The organism is Streptosporangium sp. NPDC051022, from assembly GCF_040683035.1.
Taxonomy (GTDB): Bacteria; Actinomycetota; Actinomycetes; order Streptosporangiales; family Streptosporangiaceae; genus Streptosporangium.
Map to the genome: position 1 here is coordinate 163,359 of NZ_JBFBCF010000019.1, position 17,057 is coordinate 180,415.

Consider the following 17,057-nt stretch of genomic DNA (forward strand, 5'->3'; position numbering starts at 1 on the left):
TCGCGCGCCAGGCCCGGATCCGGGGACCGCGGGCCTCGGAGGACACGATGAACGACGAGACGGCCGCGCTGCTCCTCGATGTGGTCGAGCGTCTCCAGAAGAACATCGTCGCCCGCGACCGCCCCGCGATCGTCGCCCTCGAAGGGGAGCGGAGGCTCGTGCTCAGCGACTACGACTACCTCCGCGATCCGCGCTCGGCGACCTCGTTCGAGACGCGAGCGGCCGCCAGAGCGCGGGAGATCCAGGCGACGCGATGGGTCCTCGCCGTCCCCCTGGTATGGGTCACCACGCCCGACACCGTCTACAGCCGGGCCGTGTCCAACCACCCCCTGCGCGAGGGGGAACAGGAGACGATCACCTGGATGAGCTTCGACGAAGGCGACGGCGTGGACTACGGGCGCGTCCCGTACACGCGCCGCCCCAGTGGAGAGCCGGTGTTCGACGCCCCGGAGATGTTCGCCGTGGGCGTGCGTCCGGCCCGGGCCATGCCGGGCCACACGCTCCTGCACGAGCTCTTCCCGAACGGCTGATCCGGCCTGGGCGCCTCTTCGCCGCCGCCCGCGCGCGGCGGGCAGTCACCGTCACCCGCCGTCACCCACCGACGGCCACGCCGGCCGGGAAAACGACGAGATCCCGCCGATCGAACCGATCGGACGGGATCTCGTCAACCACCTTCGGGCCCTCTTGGGAACGGCCCAGAGGTGGAGCTATGGGGATTCGAACCCCAGACCTCCTCCATGCCATGGAGGCGCGCTACCAGCTGCGCCATAGCCCCTGGTCACCGCTCCGAGTTCTCTCGTTGCGGCGCTCCGGAAGCATACAAGGACTCCCGCGCGTTCACCTAATCGACGATCGTACGGCTCACGCCCTTCACCCGGGGCGCGAGCCGTACGCCCGTCAGTCCTGCGTGACCTCGGGGCTGTCGTCGCTCTGCACCGGCTCGGGCAGGGTTCCGGCGTTGTGTTCCATCAGGCGCCAGCCCTTGCGCCCCTCCTCGAGCACCGACCACGAGCAGTTGCCCAGACCGCCCAGGGCCGGCCACAGTTCCTCCGGCAGGCCCATCAGCTTGGCGACGCCCAGCCGGATCGCCGCCCCGTGGGAGGCGACGACCAGCAGGCCGTCGGGTTCGAGCTGCGCGGCCCATCGGCGGATCGACGACGACACGCGCTCGGCGACGTCGGTGATCTCCTCACCTCCGGGAGCCTCCCAGTCGGCGAACTCCCGGGGCCAGCCCGCGGAGATCTCCTCGCGGGTGAGCCCCTCCCACTCGCCGCCGCCGCGCTCGCGCAGATCCTTGTCCACGGACACGTTCAGATCCACGAGACGGCCCAGCGCCGAAGCGGTTTCGAAGGCCCGCTGAAGGTCGGAGGAGACGATCATGGTGGGACGCAGCGCGGCGAGCAGCGAGGCCGCCCGCGCCGCCTGAGCGATGCCCGTCTCGTCCAGCGGGATGTCACTGTGGCCCTGGAAGCGGTGCTCGACGTTCCACAACGTCTGGCCGTGCCTCAGGCAGACGACACGGCGACTCACTCAGTTACCGCCTCGCGGGCGCGCTGGGCGGCGACCTGCGTGACGCTGTCAGGCAGGGCGATGGAAGGACAGTCCTTCCACAGGCGCTCCAGGGCGTAGAAGGTGCGGTCCTCCTCGTGCTGGACGTGCACGACGATGTCGATGTAGTCCAGAAGGACCCAGCGACCCTCACGCTCCCCCTCGCGGCGGACGGGCTTGGCGTGGGCCTCGACCCGCAGCCGCTCTTCGATCTCGTCGACGATGGCGCGGACCTGGCGGTCGTTGGTGGCGGAGCAGAGCAGGAACGCGTCGGTGATGACGAGCTGGTCGCTCACGTCATAGGCGAGGATGTCGTCGGCCAGCTTGTCCGCGGCGGCCTCGGCGGCGAGTCTGATGAGCTGAACGGATCTGTCTGTTGCGGTCACGGTGTCGGTTAGTCCTCCTGTAGTCGGCGCTGTCACCTATCAGGGTGCCCGATCGGGCGCTCGTTGAAGAGCCACCATGGGTAACAACGCCTATCGTGTGCCACCCGATTCCGTGCCGCAAACGAATTGACGGTCCGACGAGGGGCTCACGTAGCGGTAGAGACCGCGCTTGTTGATGTACTGAACGATACCGTCGGGCACCAGATACCAGATGGGTTGTCCCGAGGCGACCCGCTCCCGGCACTCCGACGACGAGATCGCCAGCGCGGGAATCTCCAGCAGGCTCACCTTGCCCTCGGGCAGTCCCGGGTCCCGCAGGGTGTGGCCGGGGCGGGTGGCGCCCACGAAGTGGGCGATGGTGAACAGCTCCTCGACGTCGCGCCAGCTCAGGATCTGGGAGAGGGCGTCGGCGCCGGTGATGAAGTACAGCTCGACGTCGGGACCCCGCTCGGCGGCGATCTCCCTGAGGGTGTCGATGGTGAACGTCGGCCCGGGACGGTCGATGTCCACCCGGCTCACCGAGAAACGCGGGTTGGACGCGGTCGCGATGACCGTCATCAGGTAGCGGTCCTCGGGGGCCGAGACCGTCTTGTCGGCCTTCTGCCACGGGCGTCCGGTCGGCACGAAGACCACCTCGTCGAGGTGGAAGTGGTGGGCGACCTCACTGGCGGCGACAAGGTGACCGTGGTGGATGGGATCGAAGGTGCCACCCATGACGCCCAGGCGTCGCTTCCCCTGGCCAGTGGCCGCGTTCATCATGAAACGGACCATACGCGTAAGCCGTACACAGCTTTTAATCACCCCCCGCGCATGCCAGGCGGGCCCGACGTAGCATGCCGGACATGACCACCACCCCGGATCGCAATCGCGTGCAGCTTCCCGGCGTCAGCTCACGTGCCTACGAACACCCCGCCGACCGGTCCGCGCTGGTAGCTCTGCGCTCGCTCAGCGGGTTCGACACGGTGCTCAAGCAGATGTCCGGTTTGATCAGCGAGCGCCGCCTGCGCCTGATCTATCTCGCCTCCGCCGTGCGCACGAGCGAGACCCAGTTCCGCGCCCTGCACGACATGGGCCGGGACGCCGCCTACATTCTCGACCTCCACCGCATCCCCGAGGTCTACGTCCAGCAGAGCCCGCTGGTCCAGGCCAAGGCGATCGGTTTCGACGACCCCTTCATCGTGGTCTCCACCGGCCTGCTCGACCTCATGGACGAGCAGGAGCAGCGTTTCGTCATCGGCCACGAGACCGCGCACATCCTGTCCGGCCACGCCGTCTACCGCACCATGCTGGACATCCTCACCCGGCTGGCCACCCGTGTCGCCTGGATCCCCCTCGGCTACATCGGCCTGCGGGCGATCGTCGCGGGCCTGGAGGAGTGGCACCGCAAGTCCGAGCTGTCCGCCGACCGCGGCGGCCTGCTCTGCGGCCAGGACACCGACGCCGCCCTGCGCGCGCTGATGAAGCTCGCCGGCGGCTCGCGCCTGCACGAGATGAACATCGAGGCGTTCCTGGACCAGGCGCGGGAGTACGACACGGCCGGTGACGTACGCGACGGTCTGCTCAAGGTCCTCAACCTGCTGGGCACCACCCACCCGTTCGCCGTCTCCCGGGTGGCCGAGCTGGACAAGTGGCGCCGCAGCGGCGAGTACGACACGATCCTGTCCGGTGACTACCCTCGCCGCGCGGACGACGCCAACGCCAAGATCTCCGACGAGGTCAGGGCCGCGGCCCGCTCCTACCGCGAGTCCTGGTCCCAGTCCCAGGACCCGTTCATCGGCGTCCTGCGCGACGTGGCCGAGGGCGCGGTCAATGCCGGGGAGCGCATCTTCAACCGCTTCGCCCGCCGCGACGACAACTGAACAGGCCGCACGGAAAGGTCTGGAAGTCCTCCTTCTGGACCTTTTCCCATATCGTCTGGTTTATCCCCTGGATTGTGTTTCGAGTGATCCGGTAGGTTCCCGCCGTGAGTGATGACACCAAGGCGGAGATCCGGCCCGCGGACGCGGCCGACGCGGCGGCGATCGCGCGCATCCACGTGGCCTCCCGGGCGGGGACCATGCCGTACCTGCCCCCGCAGAGGCGCGGTCACGACGAGGTCACCCGGTGGATCGAGGACGTCGTGTTCAAGACGTGCCACGTGTGGGTGGCGGCGCGCGGGGCGGAGATCCTCGGCTACGCCGCCCTCGAGGGCGACCTGCTCGACCAGCTCTATCTGCGGCCGGACGTCCGCCGCCAGGGGCTCGGCACGCTTCTGCTCGACGAGGTGAGACGGCACAGCCCCGACGGGATGTCCCTGTACGTCTTCCAGCAGAACACCGGCGCCCGCGCATTCTACGAACGCCACGGTTTCACCGTCCTCGGCACCGGCGACGGCAGCGAGAACATGGAGAACCTGCCCGACATGCTCCTTCGCTGGACGCCGGACAGCGCACAGTGACCCCACGCCGACCCCACGGCGATCCCACGGCGCCCCCCAGTGAATCCACGGTGACCCCCGTCCCGGGCGGCGTGCCCGGGCCCGCTCCGCAGACGTGGCGGCGGGGACCCGCCGGACCGGCGCGCCACAGGCCCCGGGCCGGGAGCGCGGCCCTAGACCAGGAGCGCGAGCGCACGCACCGCCGCCGCGCACAGGGCCACGAACCCGCCCAGTACCGCGAGCGCGCGCAGTCCCTCCTTGCGCAGCTCCGGGATGCCGGAGCTGACCCGCTCGACCTCGCGACCGGTGATCACACCGCAGACGACGCCGAACACGATGCCCGCGACGATGACCGGAACCGGCTGCAGCCACCAGTCGGGGGGCAGCGTGGCGCCACAGAGCAGCCACAGCGTGACATAGGCCGGTGCCGCGGCGGGCAGGCCGGGCCAGGCCAGCACGGTCACCAGTGAGACCACCAGGGTCGGGGGGAAGGTCAGGACCCGCAGCGCTCCCCGCGCCCTGGCCGACTTGCGCTTCCTGAACAGCCAGTGCCCTGCCCAGATCGCCCGGGCCAGGGCGCCGAAGAGCACGGTGACGGCGAAGGTGGCCACCGGCCAGATCACGGTGGCCACCACGCACGGCACCGCGAGGACCGCCAGCAGCACCAGGGCCGCGCTTCCGGCGGGCAGCGACCTAGGCCTCCCGCTCGCGGTCCCGTCCTGTTGCGTGCCCGCCTTCCGCCCCCTGACCACCCGCCGCACCGGTCTGCCCCCGGCCGGCGCCGATCGGGGGCCCCTGGGCGGCTCACCGGCGGCGACCCCGGGGCGCCCGCCCCTCGGAAGGTCCTCCGCCCTGGCTCCGGGCCTGCCACGGGCCTCCTGCTTGCGCACCGCTCCCTGCCCGGTCGCGGCCAGGGCGGGCGTCCCCGCGGCCGGTCTCGCCGTCCGCTGAGGCTCGCGATCGGGTTCCGGTGCGGCCGCACGGGCCAGACGGCTGAGACGGGCGGCGAGGAGGGCGGCGGTCGGGCGCTTGTCCGTCTCGCGGTGGAGCGCCGCGCGGATCAGCGGGAGCAGCGCCGCGGGAATGCCGGTGAGGTCGGCCTGGCCGTTGAGGATGGCGTACATCTGCGCCTCGGCGGTGCCCCTGCCGAACGTCGGGCGCCCGGTCGCGGCGAAGGCCACCGTGGCCGCCCAGGCGTGCACGTCGGCGGGCTCGCCCACGGGTTCGTCCGCGAACACCTCGGGGGCGGCGTAGCTGGGGGTACCGAGGAAGGTGCCGGTCAGGGTGAGCCGGGTGGCGTCGAGCACCTGGGCGATGCCGAAGTCGATCAGGACCGGGTCGTCCTCCGCGTTGATCAGGACGTTGGCGGGCTTGACGTCGCGGTGGACGACCCCGCCCGCGTGGATGATCGACAGGGCGGTGGCCAGCCCGTGGGCCAGGGTGACCAGGGTGGCGCCCGTGAGCGGGCCGCCGTGCCGTACGCGGTCGAGGAGGGTCTCCCCCTCGATGTACTCCATGACGAGATAGGGGCGCTCGCAGGCCAGATCGGCGTCGACGACGCGCGCGACGTAGGGGCTCTCGACCCTGCGCAGAGCCCGGACCTCGCGCTCCAGGCGTATTCGGGCCTCCGCGTCGGCGTCGACGACGTCGTGGAGCATCTTGAGTGCGACGCTCTCGCCGCGTTTGTTGGTCGCGTGGTAGACCTCGCCCATGCCGCCTCTGCCGAGGCGATCGACCAACGTATAGGAACCGACGCGCCCGAAACGACCCACGTGACCTCCTGCGTCGGCCACATAGGTCTTCAGGACCGCTGCGCCACCCGGGTCGCCCGCCGTCGCGCGCTTCCCCGCTCTACAGCCATAGGAGTGACCACCATAGCGGGCGAATATGACGAAGTTCTGACGACTCGCCGCACCGGTGGAAAGATCGGTACGACATAACACCCCAAATCTTCCGGAAACCCCTGAAACCTCTCCACGCGATCGGTTGTCACCGATCACGGGGAGAGGGCCGGAAAGGTCACGGACGGCGCGACTCCCGGGACGAGTCTGCCAGCAGGCTGTCCAGCCCGGCCGTGGGTTCGGCCGTGAGGCTCCGCCGCTTGGTCCGGCGCCAGTTCACGTGCCCCCGGCTCTCCAGCCACAACATCAGCCGATCGAAGCCGAACAGCACAAAAAAGACGAAAAGGAATGCGATCACGATTTCCATGTAGTCCAGTCAAACTACAAGAAGCCGCGATTACCTTGAGCGACACGCCGTCACCTTCGGCGACGACCGGGGTGGCCCGGCCTGGAGGAGCCGGGCCCTCCGGCTCAGGAGGTGGTCGCGATGACCGTGCCCTCGGCGGTGCGCAGGTGGCCCTCACCCGTGTAGACCCACTTGGTCGAGGTCAGCTCCGGCAGGCCCATGGGACCGCGCGCGTGCAGCTTCTGGGTGGAGATGCCGATCTCCGCGCCGAAACCGAACTCGCCGCCGTCGGTGAAGCGGGTCGAGGCGTTGACCGCGACGGCCGCGGAGTCGACCAGGGCGACGAACCTGCGGGAGGCGCCGACCGACCGGGTGACGATGGCGTCGGTGTGGCCGGAGCCGTACTTCCTGATGTGCGCCACCGCCTCCTCCAGCGAGTCGACCACGGCGGCGGCGATGTCCAGCGAGAGGTACTCGGTGAGGTAGTCCTCCTCCCCCGCGGGCACCACGTCGCCGTAGGCCGCGATCCTGGCGTCGCCGTGCACCGTCACGCCCTCCGCCGCCAGCGCGGCCAGCGCGCGCGGCACGAAGGCGTCGGCCACCGCGGCGTGCACCAGGACCGTCTCGGCGGCGTTGCACACCGACGGCCGCTGCGCCTTGGCGTTGAGCAGGATCTGGATCGCGAGGTCGAGATCGGCGTCGGCGTCGACGTAGACGTGACAGTTGCCCACACCGGTCTCGATGACCGGAACCGTCGACTCCTCGACCACCGAGTTGATCAGCGAGGCCCCGCCGCGCGGGATCAGCACGTCGACCAGGCCCCGGGCCCGCATGAGCTCCTTGACCGACTCCCGGGTCTGGCCGGGCACAAGTTGCACGGCCCCGGCCGGGACCTCGGTCCCCTCCAGCGCCTCCTGCATGATCCTGACCAGCACCGAGTTCGACTCGTAGGCGCTGGACGAGCCGCGCAGCATGGTGGCGTTGCCGCTCTTCAGGCAGAGCGCGGCGGCGTCCACGGTCACGTTGGGACGGCCCTCGTAGATGATGCCGACCACGCCGAGCGGCACCCTGAGCTGGCGCAGCTCAAGCCCGTTGGGCAGGGTGCCGCCCCGGATCACCTCGCCCACCGGGTCGGGCAGGTCGGCGACCTGGCGCACGGCGTCCGCGATGGCCCCGATCCGGGCCTCGTCGAGCCGGAGCCGGTCGATCATGTATTCGGAGGTGCCGCCCTTGCGGGCCCGCTCCACGTCGAGCGCGTTGGCCGCGACGATCTCGGCGGACCGGGCCACCAGGGCGTCGGCGACCACCCGGAGCGCGGCGTCCTTCGGCGCCCGCGGCAGCGGGGCCAGCTCGGCGGCGGCCTCCTTAGCCGCCAGGGCCACCTTCAGGAACTCCTCGGACATGTCGCGCTCCAAGAACTAGTTGTGGGACTCCAGTATGACGATGTCGTCACGGTGGATCAGCTCGCGTTCATATTCCGGACCGAGGCTGACGGCCAGCTCACGGGTGGAGCGGCCGAGCAGTCCGGGGATCTCCCCCGCGTCGAAGTTGACCAGCCCCCGGGCGACCACCCGGCCCAGCGGCCCGCACAGGTCCACCGGGTCCCCGGCGGCGAACTCGCCCTCGACGGCGGTGACCCCGGCGGGCAGCAGCGACTTGCGGCGGCCGACCACGGCCTCGACCGCCCCGGAGTCCAGGTGGAGCCTGCCCCGCCCGGTGGTGGCGTGGGCCAGCCAGAGCAGCCGGGTGCCGGGATGACGGCCGTCGGGGTGGAAGCAGGTGCCGATGTCGACGCCCGCGAGGGCCTGGGCGGCGTGCGCGGCCGCGGTCAGCACCACGGGCACGCCCGCGCCGGTGGCGATCCTGGCGGCCTGAACCTTGGTGACCATCCCGCCGGTGCCGACCGCGCCGCCCTTGCCGAGCTCGACTCCGGCGAGGTCCTCGGGGCCGCGCACGTCGCCCAGCCTGCGGGCGCCGGGGCGGCGGGGATCTCCGTCGTAGAGGGCGTCCACGTCGGACAGCAGCACCAGCGCGTCGGCGTGGGTCAGATGGGCCACCAGCGCGGCGAGCCGGTCGTTGTCGCCGAAGCGGATCTCGTCGGTGGCCACGGTGTCGTTCTCGTTGACCACCGGGACGATGCCGAGCTCAAGCAGCCTGCCCAGCGTGCGCTGGGCGTTGACGTGGTGCGAGCGGCGCATCATGTCGTCGGCGGTCAGCAGCACCTGGCCGACCCGCAGCCCGTAGCGGGCGAAGGAGGAGGTGTAGCGGGCGACCAGCACCCCCTGCCCGACCGAGGCCGCGGCCTGCTGGGTGGCGAGGTCTCGCGGCCTGGCGGTCAGGCCCAGCGGCCCCAGCCCCGCCGCGATCGCCCCCGAGGAGACCAGCACGATCTGCGTGCCGGTCCCCCTCCTGGCCGCCAGCACGTCGACCAGGGCGTCCACCCGGTCGACGTCGATCGTTCCCTGCGGGGTGGTGAGCGACGACGAACCCACCTTCACGACGAGGCGTGAGGCCGTACGGATCCGATCGCGCACAGAATCCACGAAACGCACCTTTCCCAATCACAGGTCACAGAAATCACATGGGCCGGCGAGGGCCGCGGGCTACCCGAGCCGGTTGTCGGTGCCGCGCGGCCCCTGGTGCACGGCCTCGGCGTTGAGCGTCGGCTGCCAGTCGAAGATGTAACCGGTCTCCATGGACCCGATGATCACCTCGGCCCCGGCCTTGGCCCCGGCCTTGGTGAGCTCCTCTTCGACACCGAGCCGTTCGAGGCGGTCGGCCAGGTAGCCGACGGCCTCGTCGTTGGTGAAGTCGGTCTGGCGGATCCACCGCTCCGGCTTGGCCCCGGTGACCTGGAAGGTGTTCTCGTCGACCCGGCGCACCGTGAAGCCCGTGTCGCCGAGCTGCCGGGGCTTGATGACCAGGCGGGTCGGCTCGGCCACCGGCGCGGCCTCCCGCGCGGCCGCGACCATCTCGCCCATGGCGTAGGTCAGCTCCTTGAGCCCCTCGTGGGTGGCCGCGGAGATCGAGAAGACCCGCAGGCCCCGCTCCTCGAGGAGCGGCCGGACGATGTCGGCCAGTTCGCGGGCGTCGGGGACGTCGGCCTTGTTGAGCACGGCCAGGCGTGGCCGGTCCTCCAGCTTGCCGTACGCCTTGAGCTCGGCCTCGATCGCCTCGAAGTCGCTGATCGGGTCGCGGCCGGGCTCCATGGTGGCGCAGTCGATCACGTGCACGAGCGTGCTGCACCGCTCGACGTGGCGCAGGAACTCGTGTCCCAGCCCCCTGCCCTCCGAGGCGCCCGGGATGAGGCCGGGGACGTCGGCCACGGTGAAGACGGTCTCGCCCGCGGTGACCACGCCGAGGTTGGGGATCAGCGTGGTGAACGGGTAGTCGGCGATCTTCGGGCGGGCCGCGGAGAGCGCGGCGATGAGGGATGACTTGCCCGCGCTGGGGAAGCCGACGAGCGCCACGTCCGCGACGCTCTTCATCTCCAGCATCGCGTCGAGCTCGTCACCGGGCTCGCCGAGCAGCGCGAAGCCCGGGGCCTTGCGCTTGGTGGAGGCGAGCGCGGCGTTGCCCAGCCCGCCGTGCCCGCCCTCGGCGATCACGTAGCGGGTGCCCGCGCCGATCAGGTCGACCAGGATCTCGCCGGTGCGGGCGTCCTTGACCACGGTGCCGTCGGGGACGGGCAGGATGATGTCGGGGCCGTTGGCGCCGTCGCGGTTGGCGCCCTGTCCCTGCTTGCCGTTGTCGGCCTTGCGGTGGGGGCGGCGGTGGTAGTCGAGCAGCGTCGCGGTGTTCGGATCGACTTCCAGGATCACATCGCCGCCGCGTCCGCCGTTGCCTCCGTCGGGACCGCCCAGCGGCTTGAACTTCTCCCGATGGACAGAGGCGCAGCCATGTCCCCCGTCACCGGCCTTGATATGCAGGACCACTTGGTCCACAAAGTCCGGCATGTCTGCTTCCTACCCCCATCTACGGAAATGCCCGCTAAAACACGAACAGAGGTGGACCGCTCTACGCGATCCACCCCTGTCGTTGACGTCTGGCGGCGCGGATCTACTCCGCGACCGGGACGATGCTCACCGCGCGGCGACCGCGCTTGACACCGAACTGCACGTGACCGGCGGCCAGCGCGAACAGCGTGTCGTCGCCACCACGGCCGACGTTGTCACCCGGGTGGAAGTGGGTGCCACGCTGGCGGACGATGATCTCACCGGCGTTGACAAGCTGACCGCCGAAGCGCTTCACGCCGAGACGCTGAGCGTTGGAGTCACGGCCGTTCCGAGTGGACGACGCGCCCTTCTTGTGTGCCATCTCGCAAAACTCCCGAAACTCAGGCCTGGTTGATGCCAGTGATCTTCACCTGCGTGTAACGCTGGCGGTGACCCTGGCGCTTCTTGTAGCCGGTCTTGTTCTTGTACTTGAGGATCCGGATCTTCGGACCCTTGGTCTCACCGAGAATCTCGGCGGCGACGGTGAACTTGCCCGCCTCGGTGGTCACGTCGCCATCGTTGACGACGAGCACCGTCGGCAGCGAAACCGTGGAACCGACCTCGCCGGCGACCTTGTCCACCTCGAGGACGTCACCGACGGAGACCTTCTGCTGCCTGCCGCCGCAACGAACGATCGCGTACACCGCGGAACCCTTCTTCTGACTGCTTGCTCGCTGGATGCTGCGCCCCGCATCCGGCTATGGTCATTGAGTTTGACCGACGAACCGGGTAGACGCGCGAACAGGGCACGCCATGAGCGCACCGGTTCACCAGGGTACCGGATTACCGGTGTCCTGGTCGAACCGGGCGGAACGTCGGGAGGCCGAACTAGTCGGCCGACTTGGCCTTGCGGGAACGTCGCCGCCCCCGGCCGGAAGTCTGCGCGGCTTGCGCGTCCTCGGCCTGGACGTCATCAAGCGCATCGGTCACCGTATCACGGCCGGACGGTTCGCTGGCCGCGACGGCGTGACCGCCGTCCTTGGCGAGTTTCTCCGCGACGGCCTTCTCGATGGCCATCTTGCCCTGGGTGCCACGCGGCTCCGGCTTGCCGTCGACCGGTTCGGTCGAAACGTGCAGTCCTCGGCCGTTGCAGCACTCACAGACGGTGGAGAAGGCCTCCAGCAGGCCCTGCCCGACCCGCTTGCGGGTCATCTGGACCAGGCCGAGCGAGGTGACCTCCGCGACCTGGTGCTTGGTCCGATCGCGGGCCAGGCACTCCAGCAGCCGCCGCAGCACCAGGTCCCGGTTGTTCTCCAGCACCATGTCGATGAAGTCGATGACGATGATGCCACCGATGTCACGGAGCCTGAGCTGGCGGACGATCTCCTCGGCCGCCTCCAGGTTGTTGCGGGTGACGGTCTCCTCGAGGTTGCCGCCCTGGCCGGTGAACTTGCCGGTGTTGACGTCGACGACCGTCATCGCCTCGGTCCGGTCGATCACCAGCGAGCCACCGCTGGGCAGCCAGACCTTGCGCTCCATCGCCTTGGCGATCTGCTCGTCGATCCGGTAGGCCGCGAAGACGTCGCCGGACTCCTGCCACCTGACGAGCCGGTCGGCCAGGTGCGGGGCGACGTAGCGGACGTACTCGTCGACCGTCTCCCACACGTCACCGGCGACGACCAGCGAGGTGAAGTCCTCGTTGAACACGTCACGGACCACCCGCACCGTCAGGTCGGGCTCGGACGACAGCAGCTCGGGCGCGCTGGCCGACTTGGCCTTGCGCTGGATGTTCTCCCACTGGGCCGACAGCCTGGCCACGTCACGGTCGAGCTCCTCCTCGGAGGCACCCTCGGCGGCCGTGCGGACGATGACGCCGGCGTTCTCCGGCATCACCTTCTTCAGGATGCTCTTGAGGCGGGTGCGCTCCTTGTCGGGGAGCTTGCGGCTGATGCCGGTCATCGAGCCATCGGGCACGTAGACCAGGTAACGCCCGGGAAGGCTGATCTGCGAGGTGAGCCGGGCGCCCTTGTGCCCGATGGGGTCCTTGGTGACCTGCACCAGCACCGACTGGCCCGACTTCAGCGCCACCTCGATCCGCTTCGGCTGGCCCTCGAGGCCCGCGGTGTCGAAGTTGACCTCACCGGCGTACAGCACCGCGTTGCGGCCCTTGCCGATGTCGACGAACGCCGCCTCCATGCTGGGCAGGACGTTCTGCACCTTGCCCAGGTAGACGTTGCCCACGTAGGACTGGCTCGCCTCGCGGTTGACGTAGTGCTCGACGAGGACGCCGTCCTCCAGCACCGCGATCTGGGTCCGGCCGCCGGTGCGGCGGACCACCATCATGCGCTCGACCGACTCACGACGGGCCAGGAACTCCGACTCGGTGATGATCGGCGGACGCCGGCGGCCGAGCTCGCGGCCCTCCCTGCGGCGCTGCTTCTTGGCCTCGAGGCGGGTCGAGCCGCGCACGCTCTGCACCTCGTCGACCGAGGTGCTGCGACCGGCGCGGGGGGCACGGATCCGCACCACGGTGTTCGGCGGGTCGTCGTGGGCCTCTTCCGTGTCGTCGGCCCCCCTGCGGCGGCGACGGCGGCGACGGCGGGAGCTGCCGCTCTCCGTCTCCTCCTCGGTCTCGGCCTCGGCGGAGACCTCCTCGGACTCCTCGGCGCCCTCCTCCTCGTTCTCGTCGAGCTCGCGCACCCTGCCCCGGCCGCGACCGCCCCTGCGGCGGCGACGGCGGCGGCTGCCCGCGTCGTCGCCGTCGGAGTCGTCGTCCTCGGGCTCCTCGGCGGTCTCCGCCTCCACCTCGGCCTCGGCGGGCTCGGGCTCGGGCTGCTGGGCCGGGACGGGCTGCGGCGCGGGAGCGGGCCGGACGGGCTCGGCGCGGTACGGGTCGGGAGCCTGGAACAGCGGCTGGAACACCGCGGCGGGCGCCTGGAAGGCGACCGAGGAGGCGTCGGAACGCTCCTGGGCCGTCAGGCCGAACGGGTCGGAGAACAGGCCGGGACGCTCCTCGACGATGTCCTCGCCGACGGGTTCGTCGTCCAGCGGCTCCTCCTCGGGCATCGCGAGCAGCAGCGCCGCCGCGACCTCCTCGGCCTCGGCCGTGGTGATGTCGGCGACCGGCTCCACCTCGGCCGGCGCCTCCTCCTTGACGGTCTTCCTACGGGTGCGGGTGCGCTTGACCGGCGCGAGAGCCTCCTGCGCGGCAGGCTCGGCAGCCGCCTGGGCCGCGTCCGGCGCACCGGACTCGGGGGCCGTGCCGTTCCCCACCGCAACCGCTTCCACGGCCTTTTCCGTGGCCTTTTCCGTGGCCGCATCCGCGACCGGCTCGGATTCGGATTCCGCCTTCTTCGTACGGCTACGCCGCGTGGTCGTGGACGCGGTGGCCGTGCTGGTCGTGGTGGCCGTCCTGCGCCTGGTGGTGCGCTTGGGCGCCGCCTCCTGGACCGGTTCCGGCTCTGGCTCCGGTTCCGGCTCGGCGGTGACGGTCCCCGGCTCGGGTGCGGCGATCGCGGCGTCGGTCGCGGCGGTTACGATCACCGCGGGGACGGCCCCGGTCTCCGGCTCCTCCGGCGGAGGGCCTGCCGGTCTGCTCGCGGATCGCCTGCGAGCTGTCGGCTTTGTCTGTTCGTTTGTATCCCCGCCAGGGCCAGTGGCCCCGGTGCTGGGCTCGTTGTCGAGCATGCGGGCGCTCTCCCGTCAGCTCCCGGGCGCGTCTCCGCGCCGCGCAGGAGCTCTCGTCTCTCACTGCGCACCGGGCCATGGGCCCGGCGCCAAGTCCTATAGGTCACCGCCGACGTGCCCGCCCACCGGTTCCGTTTCGCCGCCGCGCGTAACCTCGCGGTCCAGGCCGAAGGGATCGGCGGGCTCACCGGTGCTCACGTCGAGCGGTCCCTGCGCCAGCCTGGTCACCGCGGGGGGCACCGGCGGCGCGAAGTCAGCCACAAGACGTAGTCCGGTAAGAACGTCGTCGGGTCGAACGGCAGGAGTTGCGTGCCGTACAACCATGCGAAGTATGACACATGGCTGACTGGACGCCTGACCTGCTGTTGTCTCGGTTCCCTCTGCGACCCCGAGGCTCAGTACCGCCTCTCGGGCGTCGAAGCGGCGCATTCCCTTCTTGGTCAGGCGCTCGACGTCGACACGCTCCGCGGCGTTGAACCGCTCGACCGCCACTGCGGCGAGGGCCGGATCGGCCTGCGGCAGACGCACTTCCCACACCGAGCACTCCAGCCGGTCGGCCAGGTTGTCCGCGGTCGCCTCGACCACGGCAAGCACGTCGAGACCGGGCGGAAGCGAGGTGTCCAGCGCGGCCAGCAGCCGCTCGGGGTCACACCGTCGGGTCACGCCGATCTCGAGGTATTCGGCCTCGCTCGCGACTCCGGTGGGCGCGGCCGCGCCCACGTAGGAGATTCTGGGGTGGGGTGAGAAGCCCGCGCTGAACGCCACCGGCACATCCGCGCGCCGGACCGCGCGTTCCACGGCCCGGGAGATGTCACGGTGGCTGGTGAACCGCAGGCGGCCGCGCTTCGCGTAACGGACGCGCAGGCGCTGCACCACCGGCACCGGCGGAGGTCCATCGGGAACAGGTTTCAGGGTGGTGTCGTCCTTCCCAAGTCGTGGTCGTCGTTCCAGGATAGGCCGTGCTCACGCACGGCCTATCTCAGACAACCGTCAGTGGCAGCAGCTTCTTCCCCGTCGGCCCGATCTGGATCTCGGTCCCCATGGTGGGGCAGACGCCGCAGTCGTAGCAGGGGGTCCAGCGGCAGTCCTCGACCTCGACGTCGTTGACGGCGTCCTGCCAGTCCTGCCAGAGCCACTCGCGGTCGAGACCGGCGTCGAGGTGGTCCCAGGGCAGAACCTCGTTCTCCTGGCGTTCCCGCGTGGTGTACCAGTCGACGTCGACACCGGCCTTGGCCACGGCGTCCATCCAGCGCTGGTAGGAGAAGTGCTCGCTCCAGCCGTCGAAGCGGCCGCCGTCCTCCCACACCGCGCGGATGACCTTGCCGACCCGGCGGTCGCCCCTGGACAGCAGCCCCTCGACGATCGAGGGCTTGCCGTCGTGGTAGCGCAGGCCGATGGCCCGGCCGTACTCCTTGTCGCCGCGCAGGGCGTCCTTCAACGCCTTGAGCCGGTGGTCGACGGTCTCGTGGGAGGCCTGGGCCGCCCACTGGAACGGGGTGTGCGGCTTGGGCACGAACCCGCCGATGGAGACCGTGCAGCGGACGTCGCGGGACCCGGTGGCCTGGCGCCCCGCCTGGATGACCTTCCTCGCCAGGTCGGCGATGCCCAGGACGTCGGCGTCCTCCTCGGTGGGCAGGCCGCACATGAAGTACAGCTTCACCTGCCGCCAGCCCTGGGTGTAGGCCGTGGTGACGGTCCGGATCAGGTCCTCCTCGGTGACCATCTTGTTGATCACCTTGCGCATCCGCTCCGAGCCGCCCTCGGGGGCGAACGTCAGACCGGAGCGACGGCCGTTGCGGGAGAACTCGTTGGCCAGGTCGATGTTGAAGGCGTCGACCCGGGTCGAGGGCAGCGACAGCGAGGTGTTGGTGCCCTCGTAGCGGTCGGCCAGGCCCTTGGCGACGTCGCCGATCTCGGAGTGGTCGGCCGAGGACAGCGACAGCAGGCCCACCTCGTTGAACCCCGACGCCCTGACGCCCGCGTCGACCATGTCGCCGATCGTGGTGATCGAACGCTCCCGGACCGGACGGGTGATCATGCCCGCCTGGCAGAAACGGCACCCGCGCGTGCAGCCGCGGAAGATCTCCACGCTGAACCGCTCGTGCACGGTCTCCGCCAGCGGTACCAGCGGCTTCTTCGGGTAGGGCCACTCGTCGAGGTCCATGACCGTGTGCTTGTGCACCCGCCAGGGCACGCCGGAGCGGTTCGGCGCCACACGCCGGATCCGGCCGTCGGCGTGATAGTCGACGTCGTAGAACCTGGGCACGTAGACGCCGCCGGACTCGGCCAGCCGCATCAGCAGCTCCTCGCGCCCGCCGGGCGAGCCCTCCGCCTTCCACTCGCGGATCACCTCGGTGATCGCGATGGCGACCTGCTCGCCGTCCCCCAGCACCGCGGCGTCGAGGAAGTCGGCGATCGGCTCGGGATTGAAGGCCGCGTGGCCACCGGCGAGGACGATCGGATCGTCCTCGCCGCGGTCCGCGGCCTCCAGCGGGATGCCGGCCAGGTCGAGCGCGGTGAGCATGTTGGTGTAGCCCAGCTCGGTGGAGAAGGAGACCCCGAACACGTCGAAGGCCCGCACCGGACGGTGCGCGTCGACGGTGAACTGGGGCACCCCCTCGCTCCTCATGAGCGCCTCGAGGTCGGGCCAGACCGCGTAGGTCCGCTCGGCCAGCGTCTCCGGCATCTCGTTGAGGATCTCGTAGAGGATCTGGACACCTTGGTTGGGCAGGCCCACCTCGTAGGCGTCCGGATACATCAGAGCCCAGCGGACCGTCGCCTCGTCCCAGCTTTTGACGGTCGAGTTGAGCTCACCTCCGACGTACTGGATCGGCTTCTGCACCCTCGGCAGGAGCGCTTCCAGGCGGGGAAACAACGACTCGACAGGCATACGGCCAA

The 17,057-nt window shown here is 70.3% G+C and carries 16 protein-coding genes and 1 tRNA gene; 3 read left to right on the forward strand and 14 right to left on the reverse strand.

Annotated elements, in window-relative coordinates; genetic code table 11:
• Positions 1-47: 47 nt before the first annotated feature.
• A complete protein-coding gene (locus AB0N02_RS28165) occupies positions 48-530 on the forward strand; it encodes a hypothetical protein (protein ID WP_363952490.1) in 483 nt (160 codons plus the stop codon).
• Between the two features lie 172 nt (positions 531-702).
• On the opposite strand, the gene AB0N02_RS28170 is transcribed toward AB0N02_RS28165, so the two are convergent.
• The 4 genes from AB0N02_RS28170 to nadD form a co-directional block, all read right to left on the reverse strand.
• Positions 703-775: transfer RNA gene (locus AB0N02_RS28170), tRNA-Ala, on the reverse strand.
• Between the two features lie 122 nt (positions 776-897).
• Positions 898-1,530 carry a histidine phosphatase family protein gene (locus AB0N02_RS28175; protein WP_363952493.1) on the reverse strand — a complete coding sequence of 211 codons (633 nt, stop codon included), beginning with the start codon at positions 1,528-1,530 and terminating at the stop codon, positions 898-900.
• Entirely contained in the window at positions 1,527-1,934 is a 408-nt protein-coding gene (rsfS, locus tag AB0N02_RS28180; protein ID WP_363952496.1) for a ribosome silencing factor, read from the reverse strand. The genes AB0N02_RS28175 and rsfS overlap by 4 nt, the downstream gene beginning before the upstream one ends.
• A 90-nt stretch (positions 1,935-2,024) precedes the next feature.
• Positions 2,025-2,693, reverse strand: coding sequence for a nicotinate-nucleotide adenylyltransferase (gene nadD, locus AB0N02_RS28185; RefSeq protein WP_363952499.1), 669 nt, complete (start codon positions 2,691-2,693; stop codon positions 2,025-2,027).
• A gap of 74 nt (positions 2,694-2,767) precedes the next feature.
• Here nadD and AB0N02_RS28190 point away from each other — a divergent pair, with 74 nt between their 5' ends.
• Both AB0N02_RS28190 and AB0N02_RS28195 read left to right on the forward strand, forming a co-directional pair.
• Entirely contained in the window at positions 2,768-3,793 is a 1,026-nt protein-coding gene (locus tag AB0N02_RS28190; RefSeq protein ID WP_363952502.1) for a M48 family metallopeptidase, read from the forward strand.
• 104 nt (positions 3,794-3,897) lie between these two features.
• Positions 3,898-4,371: a GNAT family N-acetyltransferase gene (locus tag AB0N02_RS28195; RefSeq protein ID WP_363952504.1), complete on the forward strand. Its 474-nt coding sequence runs from the start codon at positions 3,898-3,900 to the stop codon at positions 4,369-4,371.
• Between the two features lie 152 nt (positions 4,372-4,523).
• Here AB0N02_RS28195 and AB0N02_RS28200 read toward each other — a convergent pair whose 3' ends face one another.
• From AB0N02_RS28200 to AB0N02_RS28245, 10 genes are all read right to left on the reverse strand, one after another.
• Entirely contained in the window at positions 4,524-6,122 is a 1,599-nt protein-coding gene (locus tag AB0N02_RS28200) for a protein kinase (RefSeq protein ID WP_363952507.1), read from the reverse strand.
• Positions 6,123-6,369: 247 nt separating this feature from the next.
• Positions 6,370-6,558, reverse strand: coding sequence for a hypothetical protein (locus AB0N02_RS28205; RefSeq protein WP_363952510.1), 189 nt, complete (start codon positions 6,556-6,558; stop codon positions 6,370-6,372).
• Between the two features lie 104 nt (positions 6,559-6,662).
• Positions 6,663-7,940: a glutamate-5-semialdehyde dehydrogenase gene (locus AB0N02_RS28210; protein ID WP_363952513.1), complete on the reverse strand. Its 1,278-nt coding sequence runs from the start codon at positions 7,938-7,940 to the stop codon at positions 6,663-6,665.
• 15 nt (positions 7,941-7,955) lie between these two features.
• Positions 7,956-9,080, reverse strand: a complete 1,125-nt coding sequence (gene proB / locus AB0N02_RS28215; protein ID WP_363952516.1) for a glutamate 5-kinase — start codon at positions 9,078-9,080, stop codon at positions 7,956-7,958.
• A 60-nt stretch (positions 9,081-9,140) separates the two neighbouring features.
• Positions 9,141-10,493 (reverse strand): GTPase ObgE, encoded by a 1,353-nt coding sequence (obgE, locus tag AB0N02_RS28220; RefSeq protein ID WP_363952518.1) that lies wholly within the window; start codon positions 10,491-10,493, stop codon positions 9,141-9,143.
• Between the two features lie 103 nt (positions 10,494-10,596).
• Positions 10,597-10,854 (reverse strand): 50S ribosomal protein L27, encoded by a 258-nt coding sequence (rpmA, locus tag AB0N02_RS28225; protein WP_012893687.1) that lies wholly within the window; start codon positions 10,852-10,854, stop codon positions 10,597-10,599.
• Between the two features lie 19 nt (positions 10,855-10,873).
• Positions 10,874-11,176 carry a 50S ribosomal protein L21 gene (gene rplU / locus AB0N02_RS28230; protein ID WP_184544206.1) on the reverse strand — a complete coding sequence of 101 codons (303 nt, stop codon included), beginning with the start codon at positions 11,174-11,176 and terminating at the stop codon, positions 10,874-10,876.
• Positions 11,177-11,360: 184 nt separating this feature from the next.
• Complete coding sequence (locus AB0N02_RS28235) at positions 11,361-14,159, reverse strand: Rne/Rng family ribonuclease (protein ID WP_363952523.1); 2,799 nt, start codon at positions 14,157-14,159, stop codon at positions 11,361-11,363.
• 96 nt (positions 14,160-14,255) lie between these two features.
• Complete coding sequence (locus AB0N02_RS28240) at positions 14,256-15,035, reverse strand: TIGR03936 family radical SAM-associated protein (RefSeq protein WP_363952580.1); 780 nt, start codon at positions 15,033-15,035, stop codon at positions 14,256-14,258.
• Positions 15,036-15,138: 103 nt separating this feature from the next.
• Entirely contained in the window at positions 15,139-17,049 is a 1,911-nt protein-coding gene (locus AB0N02_RS28245; RefSeq protein WP_363952526.1) for a TIGR03960 family B12-binding radical SAM protein, read from the reverse strand.
• Positions 17,050-17,057 lie beyond the last annotated feature (8 nt).